Annotated in this window: 11 protein-coding genes; 9 read left to right on the forward strand and 2 right to left on the reverse strand. The window is 42.0% G+C overall.

Translation table 11 applies throughout. From position 1 onward, the window contains the following. Positions 1 to 7 precede the first annotated feature (7 nt). The 7 genes from F9B91_RS04015 to alaS all read left to right on the forward strand — a co-directional run bounded on the left by F9B91_RS04015 (position 8) and on the right by alaS (position 7,589). Positions 8 to 1,165 carry an ABC transporter ATP-binding protein gene (locus F9B91_RS04015; protein WP_000742900.1) on the forward strand — a complete coding sequence of 386 codons (1,158 nt, stop codon included), beginning with the start codon at positions 8 to 10 and terminating at the stop codon, positions 1,163 to 1,165. Further along, a complete protein-coding gene (locus F9B91_RS04020) occupies positions 1,146 to 1,952 on the forward strand; it encodes an ABC transporter permease (protein ID WP_000753801.1) in 807 nt (268 codons plus the stop codon). The genes F9B91_RS04015 and F9B91_RS04020 overlap by 20 nt, the downstream gene beginning before the upstream one ends. Further along, a complete protein-coding gene (locus F9B91_RS04025) occupies positions 1,949 to 2,722 on the forward strand; it encodes an ABC transporter permease (protein ID WP_000712740.1) in 774 nt (257 codons plus the stop codon). The genes F9B91_RS04020 and F9B91_RS04025 overlap by 4 nt, the downstream gene beginning before the upstream one ends. Then, a complete protein-coding gene (locus tag F9B91_RS04030; protein ID WP_084862451.1) occupies positions 2,719 to 3,789 on the forward strand; it encodes an ABC transporter substrate-binding protein in 1,071 nt (356 codons plus the stop codon). Before F9B91_RS04025 ends, F9B91_RS04030 begins: the two co-directional genes overlap by 4 nt. A gap of 149 nt (positions 3,790 to 3,938) precedes the next feature. Further along, positions 3,939 to 4,190, forward strand: coding sequence for a hypothetical protein (locus F9B91_RS04035; protein WP_084862450.1), 252 nt, complete (start codon positions 3,939 to 3,941; stop codon positions 4,188 to 4,190). Positions 4,191 to 4,464: 274 nt separating this feature from the next. Next, entirely contained in the window at positions 4,465 to 4,950 is a 486-nt protein-coding gene (locus F9B91_RS04040) for an LURP-one-related/scramblase family protein (protein ID WP_049488628.1), read from the forward strand. Between the two features lie 20 nt (positions 4,951 to 4,970). Then, positions 4,971 to 7,589, forward strand: a complete 2,619-nt coding sequence (gene alaS, locus F9B91_RS04045) for an alanine--tRNA ligase (RefSeq protein WP_150922565.1) — start codon at positions 4,971 to 4,973, stop codon at positions 7,587 to 7,589. Positions 7,590 to 7,678: 89 nt separating this feature from the next. Here the strand turns inward: alaS and F9B91_RS04050 are convergent, their stop codons facing one another. Next, the gene (locus tag F9B91_RS04050) at positions 7,679 to 9,133 is read right to left on the reverse strand and encodes an alpha-amylase (RefSeq protein ID WP_049487321.1); all 1,455 of its coding nucleotides are present in this window, start codon (positions 9,131 to 9,133) and stop codon (positions 7,679 to 7,681) included. 177 nt (positions 9,134 to 9,310) lie between these two features. Here F9B91_RS04050 and F9B91_RS04055 point away from each other — a divergent pair, with 177 nt between their 5' ends. Beyond that, positions 9,311 to 10,060, forward strand: coding sequence for an ABC transporter ATP-binding protein (locus F9B91_RS04055; RefSeq protein WP_033686761.1), 750 nt, complete (start codon positions 9,311 to 9,313; stop codon positions 10,058 to 10,060). After that, the gene (locus F9B91_RS04060) at positions 10,041 to 11,675 is read left to right on the forward strand and encodes a hypothetical protein (RefSeq protein ID WP_150922566.1); all 1,635 of its coding nucleotides are present in this window, start codon (positions 10,041 to 10,043) and stop codon (positions 11,673 to 11,675) included. Before F9B91_RS04055 ends, F9B91_RS04060 begins: the two co-directional genes overlap by 20 nt. 90 nt (positions 11,676 to 11,765) lie before the next feature. Here F9B91_RS04060 and F9B91_RS04065 read toward each other — a convergent pair whose 3' ends face one another. Continuing rightward, the gene (locus F9B91_RS04065) at positions 11,766 to 11,957 is read right to left on the reverse strand and encodes a DUF4368 domain-containing protein (RefSeq protein ID WP_150922567.1); all 192 of its coding nucleotides are present in this window, start codon (positions 11,955 to 11,957) and stop codon (positions 11,766 to 11,768) included. Positions 11,958 to 12,147 lie beyond the last annotated feature (190 nt).

Below are 12,147 nucleotides of genomic sequence, written 5' to 3' on the forward strand. Positions count from 1 at the left end.
ATGACAATTGAAAAAACCAATTATTGAATTCAAAAACGTCTCTAAAGTTTTTGAAGACAGCAACACCAAGGTTCTCAAAGACATCAACTTTGAGTTGGAAGAAGGGAAATTCTATACCCTTCTAGGCGCGTCTGGTTCAGGGAAATCAACTATCCTTAACATCATTGCAGGTTTACTGGATGCGACGACAGGAGATATTTTGCTGGATGGTGTCCGTATCAATGATATCCCAACCAACAAGAGAGACGTCCATACTGTCTTCCAATCCTATGCCTTGTTTCCACATATGAATGTGTTTGAAAATGTTGCCTTTCCACTACGCTTGCGCAAGATTGACAAGAAAGAAATCGAGCAACGCGTAGCGGAAGTTCTCAAGATGGTTCAGTTGGAAGGGTACGAAAAACGTTCTATCCGTAAACTTTCTGGAGGACAACGTCAGCGTGTGGCTATTGCCCGTGCCATCATCAACCAACCCCGTGTGGTTTTGTTGGACGAGCCTTTGTCAGCGTTGGACTTGAAATTAAGAACAGACATGCAGTATGAACTGCGTGAACTACAACAACGATTGGGTATTACCTTTGTCTTTGTCACTCACGATCAGGAAGAAGCGCTGGCCATGAGTGACTGGATTTTCGTTATGAATGATGGCGAGATTGTTCAGTCTGGAACACCAGTAGATATCTACGATGAGCCAATCAACCACTTTGTTGCCACCTTTATCGGTGAGTCAAATATCTTGCCAGGAACCATGATTGAGGACTACTTGGTTGAGTTTAACGGCAAACGCTTTGAAGCGGTTGATGGGGGGATGAAGCCGAATGAACCTGTTGAGGTCGTGATTCGTCCAGAGGACTTGCGGATTACCCTTCCTGAAGAAGGCAAGCTCCAAGTTAAGGTGGATACCCAGCTCTTCCGTGGGGTTCACTATGAAATTATCGCCTATGACGAACTTGGGAATGAATGGATGATCCACTCGACTCGTAAGGCCATCGTGGGTGAGGAAATCGGTCTGGACTTTGAACCGGAAGACATCCATATCATGCGTCTCAACGAAACTGAAGAAGAGTTCGATGCTCGTATTGAGGAGTACGTAGAAATCGAAGAGCAAGAAGCAGGTCTAATCAATGCAATCGAGGAGGAAAGAGATGAAGAAAACAAGCTCTAAACTCTTTGTAGTGCCCTACATGCTCTGGATTGCCCTCTTTGTCCTGGCACCCTTGGTCTTGATTTTCGGTCAATCCTTTTTCAATATTGAAGGACAATTCAGTTTAGAAAACTATAAATCTTACTTTGCGTCACAAAACTTGACCTACCTAAAAATGAGTTTCAACTCTGTACTATATGCAGGAATTGTGACCTTTGTGACCTTGCTTATCAGCTATCCAACAGCCCTCTTTTTGACCCGTCTCAAGCACCGTCAACTCTGGCTCATGCTGATTATCCTGCCAACTTGGATCAATTTGCTCCTTAAGGCCTATGCCTTTATTGGAATTTTTGGTCAAAATGGCTCTATTAACCAATTTTTGGAATTCATCGGAATTGGTTCACAGCAGTTGCTCTTTACCGATTTCTCCTTTATCTTTGTCGCAAGCTACATCGAGCTTCCCTTTATGATTTTGCCCATTTTCAATGTCTTGGACGATATGGATAATAACCTCATCAATGCCAGCTACGATCTGGGTGCGACCAAGTGGGAGACCTTCCGCCATGTCATCTTCCCTCTATCGATGAACGGCGTGCGAAGTGGAGTTCAGTCGGTCTTTATTCCAAGCTTGAGTCTCTTCATGCTGACTCGTTTGATTGGTGGGAACCGCGTTATCACCTTGGGGACAGCCATTGAGCAGAACTTCCTGACAAATGACAACTACGGTATGGGTTCTACCATCGGTGTGATTCTCATTCTGACCATGTTCATCACCATGTGGGTGACCAAGGAAAGGAGAGAACGATGAAAAAATTTGCCAACCTTTATCTGGGACTGGTCTTTCTTGTCCTCTACCTGCCGATTTTTTACTTGATTGGCTACGCCTTTAATGCAGGCAACGACATGAACAGCTTTACAGGCTTTAGCTTGAGCCATTTTAAAACCATGTTTGGCGATGGTCGCCTTATGTTAATTGTGACCCAGACCTTTTTCTTGGCCTTTCTATCAGCCTTGATAGCGACCATTATCGGGACTTTTGGAGCCATTTACATCTACCAATCTCGTAAGAAATACCAAGAAGCCTTTCTTTCACTCAATAATATCCTCATGGTTGCGCCTGATGTTATGATTGGTGCCAGCTTCTTGATTCTCTTTACCCAACTCAAGTTTTCACTTGGCTTTTTGACCGTTCTATCTAGTCATGTGGCCTTCTCGATTCCTATCGTGGTCTTGATGGTCTTGCCTCGACTCAAGGAAATGAACGGTGACATGATTCATGCGGCCTATGACCTTGGTGCCAGTCAATTTCAGATGTTCAAGGAAATCATGCTTCCTTACCTGACTCCGTCTATCATTGCAGGTTATTTCATGGCCTTCACCTATTCTCTAGATGACTTTGCTGTGACCTTCTTTGTAACGGGAAATGGCTTTTCAACCCTATCAGTCGAGATTTACTCTCGTGCTCGGAAGGGGATTTCGCTAGAAATCAATGCCCTGTCTGCCCTTGTCTTTCTCTTTAGTATTATCCTGGTTGTTGGGTATTACTTTATCTCACGTGAGAAGGAGGAGCAAGCATGAAAAAACTCTATTCATTTTTAGCAGGAATTGCAGCCATTATCCTGGTCTTGTGGGGAATTGCGACGCATCTAGATAGTAAAATCAATAGTCGAGATAGTCAAAAACTGGTAATCTACAACTGGGGGGACTATATCGATCCTGAACTCTTGGAGAAATTCACAGAAGAAACAGGAATCCAAGTCCAGTACGAGACTTTTGACTCCAATGAAGCCATGTACACCAAGATTAAGCAGGGTGGAACGACTTATGATATTGCTATCCCAAGTGAATACATGATCAACAAGATGAAGGACGAAGATCTCTTGGTACCGCTTGACTATTCAAAACTTGAAGGTCTTGAAAATATCGGACCAGAGTTCCTCAACCAGTCCTTTGACCCAGGCAATAAATTCTCCATCCCTTACTTCTGGGGAACCTTGGGAATTGTCTACAATGAAACTATGGTAGATGAAGCGCCTGAGCATTGGGACGACCTCTGGAAACCAGAGTATAAGAACTCTATCATGCTCTTTGATGGGGCGCGTGAGGTGCTGGGATTGGGGCTCAACTCCCTAGGCTACAGCCTCAACTCCAAGGATACCCAGCAGTTGGAAGAGACAGTGGATAAGCTCTATAAACTGACTCCAAATATCAAGGCTATCGTTGCCGACGAGATGAAGGGCTACATGATTCAGAACAATGCTGCTATCGGCGTGACCTTCTCTGGTGAAGCCAGCCAAATGCTAGAAAAAAATGAAAATCTACGCTATGTGGTACCGACAGAGGCCAGCAACCTTTGGTTTGACAATATGGTCATTCCCAAAACAGTCAAAAACCAAGACGCAGCCTATGCATTTATCAACTTTATGTTGAAACCCGAAAATGCTCTCAAAAATGCAGAGTATGTCGGCTATTCAACACCAAACCTACCAGCTAAGGAACTGCTCCCAGAGGAGAAAAAAGAAGACAAAGCATTCTATCCAGATGCTGAAACCATGAAACACCTAGAAGTTTATGAGAAATTTGACCATAAATGGACAGGAAAATATAGCGACCTCTTCCTACAGTTTAAAATGTATAGGAAGTAGGAGCTAAACGGATGAAAACGAATCAGTCAGCTGGTTCGTTTTTTTATGTAAAAGGAAATTTTTATAACGGTATCTTTTTCTATGATAGTTGCTTATTTGCCTGTCTAGTAGTATACTAAGTTTAACCTTACAGAAAGCGGTAACAAATAATGAAAATGTCTACTTTTTTCAAAAAAAGTTATTGGCCAACATTAATGATTTTTAACCAAACATATATACTATTCTATCTAAAGGATGGTTTGGATCGACAATACCTAACAACTGATTCCATATATTTGGTGATAGGAAACTTTATATTTTGGAATATTTTCGTAGCTATTTTTAGCAATTCGAAAATGTGGGATAAAAGTTGGGATAAAAAGAGTGATAGCAGTAAGAAAAAATATATCCTGAAAAAGTAAGAAGAGATGTAGGGAATGGGTTATTTAAATGGGGATCATTTCCAGTTGACGCAAGCTTAAAAAAACGATATAATAAGAAAGTTGAGAATTGATTTTCAGTTGTCTTAGTCCAGAGAAATGGCGGTGCTGCGAGCCATCTAAGCTAGGAAGTCATGCTACTCAATCATACAATTGCATAAGAATAAGAGAATGACAAGTTCATTGAATGAAGGTGGTACCGCGGTTTTTCGCCCTTCGTGATATGAACTTGTCTTTTGATTTTTTGGATGTGTTGATGAAAACATTTCTTGTCAAACAAAAGTTTCGTCTTGGAGGCGAGCGCTTTGCTATCAAGGATGACAGGGGAGAAATCGCCTATCAGGTAGAGGGATCATTTTTTAAAATTCCCAAAACCTTTACTATCTATGATGCATTTGGTAACCAAGTCAGTGAGATTAGTAAAGAGATTTGGACTCTACTTCCTCGTTTTGAGATTCAGCTTCAGGATGGATCGAGTTTTGTAATTCGTAAGAAGTTGACCTTCTGGCGAGATAAGTATGAGTTTGATAATCTGGGGCTTCGTATCGAGGGCAATATCTGGGATTTGAATTTCAAACTACTGGATGATCGTGATCAGTTGATTGCGGAAATCAGGAAAGAACTCTTTCATCTGACCTCTACCTATACCGTAACGGTTCTGGAGGACGCTTATGCAGATCTAGTCATTTCCCTCTGTGTCGCTATTGACTATGTGGAAATGCTGGAAAGTCAATCAAATTAAACAAGCAATAAGGAGACAATATGAAACAACTATCTAGTGCACAAGTACGCCAAATGTGGCTTGACTTCTGGGCGACTAAAGGTCACTCAGTAGAACCATCAGTGAGTTTGGTTCCTGTAAATGATCCAACTCTTTTGTGGATCAACTCTGGGGTAGCAACCCTTAAGAAATACTTTGATGGAACCATTATCCCTGAAAATCCACGTATTACTAATGCCCAAAAAGCGATTCGTACTAACGACATCGAAAACGTAGGGAAGACAGCACGTCACCATACCATGTTTGAAATGTTGGGGAATTTCTCTATTGGGGATTACTTCCGTGATGAGGCTATCACTTGGGCTTATGAGCTTTTGACAAGCCCTGAGTGGTTTGACTTCCCAGCTGAAAAACTGTACATGACCTACTATCCAGACGATAAAGATTCTTACAACCGTTGGATTGAAGTGGGAGTGGATCCAAGTCACTTGATTCCTATTGAGGACAACTTCTGGGAAATCGGTGCTGGGCCTTCTGGACCTGATACAGAGATTTTCTTTGACCGTGGAGAAGCTTTTGACCCAGAAAATATCGGTCTTCGCCTTCTTGCAGAAGATATCGAAAACGACCGTTATATCGAAATCTGGAACATCGTTTTGTCACAATTTAACGCAGACCCTGCTGTTCCTCGTAGCGAATATAAGGAATTGCCACACAAGAATATTGATACGGGCGCTGGTTTGGAGCGTTTGGTGGCCGTTATCCAAGGGGCTAAGACCAACTTTGAAACGGACCTCTTCATGCCGATCATCCGTGAAGTGGAGAAATTGTCTGGTAAGGTTTATGACCAAGATGGCGATAACATGAGCTTTAAGGTTATCGCTGACCACATCCGTTCACTTTCATTTGCTATCGGTGATGGTGCCCTTCCAGGAAATGAAGGTCGTGGTTATGTCCTTCGTCGTTTGCTCCGTCGTGCTTCTATGCATGGTCAAAAATTGGGTATCAACGAGCCTTTCCTTTACAAACTTGTTCCAACGGTTGGAAAAATCATGGAAAGCTACTACCCAGAAGTGCTTGAAAAACGTGACTTTATCGAAAAAATCGTTAAGAGCGAAGAAGAGTCATTTGCCCGTACTCTTCACTCAGGTCAACACTTTGCCCAAGGAATCGTAGCAGAATTGAAAGAAAAAGGTCAATCTGTCATTGCTGGTTCAGATGTATTCAAACTCTATGACACTTATGGATTCCCAGTTGAATTGACTGAAGAAATCGCTGAAGAAGCTGGTATGACTGTGGACCGTGAAGGCTTTGAAGTAGCCATGAAAGAACAGCAAGAACGCGCGCGTGCCTCAGCTGTTAAGGGCGGCTCAATGGGTATGCAAAATGAAACCCTTCAAAACATCACTGTAGAAAGTGTCTTCAACTACAATGCTAGCCAATTGTCTTCTAAATTGGTGGCTATCGTGGCTGATAATGCAGAAGTAGAAGCTGTGTCTGAAGGAACTGCCTCTCTTATCTTTGCGGAAACGCCATTCTACGCTGAAATGGGTGGACAGGTTGCTGACCATGGACAAATCTTGGATGCGTCAGGTAAGGTCGTGGCTGCTGTGACCAATGTTCAAAAAGCTCCAAATGGACAAGCTCTTCACACGGTTGACGTTCTTGCACCGCTTGCTTTGAACCAAGAATATACCTTGGCAATTGATACAAATCGTCGTCACCGTGTTATGAAAAACCACACTGCGACTCACTTGCTTCACGCTGCTCTTCACAACATCCTTGGAAACCACGCAACACAAGCAGGATCTCTTAACGAAGTCGAATTCCTTCGCTTTGACTTTACGCACTTCCAAGCCGTAACTCCTGAAGAATTGCGTGCGATTGAGCAGCAAGTCAACGAAAAAATCTGGGAAGCTCTTGAAGTGAAGACAGTTGAAACGGATATTGACACTGCCAAGGAAATGGGTGCTATGGCCCTCTTTGGTGAGAAATACGGCAAGGAAGTTCGTGTTGTTACTATCGGTGACTACTCTATCGAGCTTTGTGGTGGTACCCACGTTGGCAACACTTCTGAGATTGGACTCTTCAAGATTGTCAAAGAAGAAGGGATCGGATCAGGAACTCGCCGTATCTTGGCAGTGACTGGTAAGGAAGCCTTTGAAGCCTACCGTGAACAAGAAGACGCTCTTAAAGCTGTCGCAGCAACCTTGAAAGCACCGCAAGTCAAGGAAGTCCCTCACAAGGTAGAAGGTCTTCAAGAACAACTTCGTCAACTTCAAAAAGAAAATGCTGAATTGAAAGAAAAAGCCGCAGCTGCAGCCGCAGGCGATATCTTCAAGGACGTTAAGGAAGCAAACGGTCATCGTTATATCGCTAGCCAAGTATCTGTATCGGATGCTGGTGCCCTTCGTACTTTTGCAGATAACTGGAAACAAAAAGACTACTCTGATCTTCTTGTCCTTGTTGCTGCTATCGGTGACAAAGTCAATGTCCTTGTAGCAAGCAAGACAAAAGACCTTCATGCAGGAAACCTTGTCAAAGAATTAGCACCAATCGTTGATGGACGTGGTGGTGGTAAACCAGACATGGCCATGGCAGGAGGAAGCAACCAAGCTAAGATCCAAGAATTGTTGGATGAAGTAGCAGGTAAATTGTAATTAAACAAAGATCTATCCATTTGGGTAGGTCTTTTTATGACTACAAAAAAGCCAAATCCGATTGGATCTGGCTTTATAATCAATGGCAATTAGATTGTATTGGATGCCCAGACACTTACGGATCTAGCTGAAACTGGGAATTGTCCATAACCTTCCTCATCGATTGTAACTTGACCTTGGTGGTTTTCAAGTAGATCTACAAAGGTTTGGTTAGCCCACTCTTGGCCGACAAACATTGACTTGCTCTTTTCTTGGTCATTTGAAATCAAGACTGCGATTGGGGATTGGTTTTCAGCACCTGAACGTACCCAACCGATACAGTTAGCATGGTCAAAGTAGTCTTTTTGTTCTCCATAGGCCAAGTCTTTTCGGATGGCTAGGAGGCGGTCAAGGACTTCTTTGAAATCTTCTTGAGCATACTGCCCTGAAATCCCATAGTAATCTCCATAAAAGACACATGGAAGGCCATCTTGGCGTAACAGAATGAGGGCATAGGCTGCTGGTTTGAACCACTCTTCAACAGTCGATTCAAGAGCCTGACCTCGTTGGGTATCATGATTGTCGACAAAAGTCACCGCCTTGTCAGGTTTGAGTTCAACCAAGCTATCTGTGAAAATGCCACGAAGGTCATAGTCTGCGCCAGCTTGACTGGCTTCAAAGAGATTCTGGTGGAGACGAACATCGACAAGGTCAAAGCGTTCTTCCGTTTTTTCAAGATAGTCCAGATTGGCTTCCTTGTCAGGATTCCAGAATTCACCAAAAACATAGAAATCTTGACCATATTTTTCCTTCATATCACGGATGAAATTGCGCATAAAGAAAGAATCGATGTGTTTGACTGCATCCAAGCGAAAACCAGCTACACCAGTCGTTTCCATGAACCAGTCTGCCCAGTTATAGAGATTTTGGATGACCTCAGGATGTTTAAAGTCTAGGTCAGCATACATGAGGTAGTCGTAATTTCCGTTTTCGTTATCGACTAATTCCTCATTTGCCCAGCCCTTGTTATCACCTTGGATGAGATAAATGCCAGATTTACGACGTTTGGCATCGTAGTCTGTACCTGTGAAGTGGTACCAGTGCCAGTGGAAGTCATTGTAGGTATCTTGGCGGCCATCGAAGGTAAAGCTAGTCCAGCCATTGATAGTGAAGGGTTCTCCAAGTTCAACTGTACGGTCTACAGGATCCACTTCGATAACCTGAAAGGCTTCCATATGATCGGCTGCAGCCTTGTGGTTGAGCACCACATCGGCCATAGGCTGGATTCCCTGCGCTTTTAGAGCTTGAATGGCTTGAAGATAATCTTCTTTAAAACCATACTTGGTGCGGACAGTTCCTTTTTGATTAAACTCTCCTAAGTCAAATAAGTCATAGACACCATAGCCTACATCTTTTTCATTGGTTGCCTTAAAAGCTGGTGGCATCCAGACATGGCTAATACCGAGATCAGCTAAGTGTTGAGCATCTTCAGCTAGACGCGTCCAGTGCTGGCCGTCGTGGGGGAGATACCATTCAAAGTATTGCATAAGTGTTTGATTTTGCATGATTTTTCCTCTTACTTGTCAATCTTGTTCTTTATTCTATCATAAAGTATCTCTTGACTCAAACGTTTGCGTAATACTAAATAATAAGTTTTTGACTATTTTATATAAAATGTTGATTTTTAAAATGAAAGCGCTATAATAATAGTAAATTACATAGATAAAGATAGGAGTCAGCCCATGATTGAATTTCAAAATGTTAGTAAGTTGTATGGTGATAAAGCGGCTTTGAGCAATCTCAATCTGCAGATTGAAAATGGAGAGATTATGGGCTTGATTGGCCATAATGGTGCTGGGAAATCGACCACTATAAAATCCCTAGTCAGTATCATTTCACCCAGCAGTGGTCGTATTTTGGTTGACGGTTTAGATTTATCGGAAAATCGCTTGGCTATCAAACGAAAGATTGGCTACGTTGCAGACTCGCCTGACTTATTTTTACGTTTAACGGCCAATGAATTTTGGGAATTGATTGCTTCATCCTATGATTTGAGCAGCTCTGACTTGGAGGCTAGTCTAGATAGGCTATTGAAGGTTTTTGATTTTGCTGAAAACCGTTATCAGGTTATTGAAACCCTTTCTCACGGAATGCGTCAGAAAGTCTTTGTCATCGGGGCACTCTTGTCTGATCCTGATATTTGGGTCTTGGACGAACCCTTGACTGGTTTGGATCCCCAGGCTGCCTTTGATTTGAAGCAAATGATGAAGGAACATGCACAAAAAGGTAAGACAGTCTTGTTTTCAACCCATGTCCTCGAGGTAGCTGAGCAAGTCTGTGATCGGATTGCAATCTTGAAAAAGGGGCATTTGATTTATTGTGGTAGTGTAGAGGACTTGAGAAAAGACCACCCAGACCAGTCTTTGGAAAGTATCTACCTTAGCCTTGCTGGTAGAAAAGAGGAGGGTGAAGATGCGTTTCAAGGTCATTAAAAAATTAGTTGATATCAATATCCTCTATTCATCTAAAGAAGCGAATCTGGCTAATCTACGAAAGAAGCAGGCTAAGAACCCTGGGAAAAAAGTAAATGTTTCCGCTAGAGTCCTAAGTTCTTACATTTTTTCTAGCCTCTTGATGCTACTTTTGTTTATAAATATAGCCTTTCATTTTCCTTTTGAGGAAATGCCAAGTCTTTTTAGTACCATGGTTGCTATTTTACTGGTGCTTGCCTTTTCAACGGCTTTCACTGCCTTTTACAATGTCTTTTATGAGAGTAAGGATTTGGCCTCCTATAGTCCCTATGCCTTTAAAGAATCAGAGATTATAATCGCTAAAGGACTGTCTGTCCTCTTGCCAGCTCTAACTGGAATTGTACCAACCCTAGCTTATTTTCTAGTCCTCTACATTAGGTTAGCTCCTTCTCTTTGGCTGGGCTTGCCTTTGATGCTGCTGTCCTTGGCCTTATTATTTGTCTCTGTTACTTTAGTGATGGTAGGGGTAGTGCATTTCTTGGCTCAAACTACCGTTTTTAGAAAGTATCAGTCTATTTTTGCCAATGTGATGATTGGGATTGGGGTTCTCATACCTTTATTATTTGTCTTCCTTCTACAGTCGACTTCTAGAGATATAGTTGACAGAGTTAGAGATATTCCATTTCTCCTTTATCCTATTCATCTCTTTTACAAAATAGCAGTGGAGCCTTTTTCGACAGAGGCCATACTGGGTCTGCTCGCTTGGATAGCTTTAACTGTTTTCTTGCTTTATCTGACCAAAAAGAAGGTTTTTCCTCATTTTTATGACGTGATTCTGCTTAACAGTGAGGAGAAGGTCAAAAAAGAACGTCGCAGTAAAGAGGGGATTTCAAGAACTAAAAAGGGATTTTTCCGCATGGTTTTGCGCTACAACCTCTCCCTCTTGGGACAGGGGACTGGCGTGATTACAGTACTTTTTACAAGTGCGTTCCTTCCCTATCTCATGATGATTGGTCCGATTTCCACAATCCGAGATTCTCAGTTAGTTCCAGACGTTCATCCTCGATACTGGTTACCCTTGTTTTTCGTGGGAATGTTTATAGCAGTTGTCAATAACAATATCACCAGCCTTCCTTCAATTGCCTTATCCTTGGAGAGGGAAAATGTTGATTTTCTGAAGAGTTTACCCTTTGACTTTGCTCGTTATGTTAAAGTGAAATTTTGGATTATCTTTGCTGTCCAGTCCTTTTTACCAGTTCTGACTTTACTTGGCCTTTCTCTATATCTAGGCTTGCCTATCCTTTCGATGATTTACCTTCTTGTGGCATGGGTTCTTGCCAGTGTCAGCCTTTCTTGCCACCATTATTTTAAAGATATGAAAAATCTGTCAACCAATTGGAGTAGCATTACGGACCTGGTGAATCGTTCAAAAGGTATAGTCACAATGGTTTTGATTATTATTTATAGTGCTATCTTATTGATTTCAACTATTGTGAGCGTATACTTGCTTCAGTCTCTTTCCCCTGTCCTTGCCATCAGCTTGGGAGTAGGAGCTCTTATCCTCCTGCTTGGTCTTGCTATATTTAGCTATCATTACTACCTGTCACGGATATTGTTAGAGATAGAAAAAAGATGAGCTAGTTGGTCGTTTGCTTGATAAATTTTATAAAAAGAAATGCTCCTCCAAAGGTAACCTGACACCCAGCAGTTTAGTGATTAGGTAATATTAGCGAGTCAGATTATCCGGCTCGCTTTTTTCGTTGTTTAGTTTTCCGATGAAATTGTAGTAAATATCTATCTGAATGATTCGATTGCGTTTCGTTCCTGTTGGTTTTTGTATCACAATCTTATCAATCAGCTCATTTATGATTTCAACGGTTAGTTCTGGAAGTTCTGTATATTTGGAAATTCTCGCCATAAACTTAGAGATACTGTCTGGTTTTCAAAATGACAATTTAGTTTTAACTTTTACGACTGATTCCAACGATATTCTAACATTTGAATATAGTGCTTTTCATTTAACCGACACCGCCAAGGCTCTGATAGAGATTTTAGATATTGAAACAGATGATGAATTTTTTAGAGAGCTAGCGAATAGCTATAGAGAG

This window comes from Streptococcus mitis, from assembly GCF_008763935.1.
GTDB classification, from domain to species: domain Bacteria; phylum Bacillota; class Bacilli; order Lactobacillales; family Streptococcaceae; genus Streptococcus; species Streptococcus mitis_DB.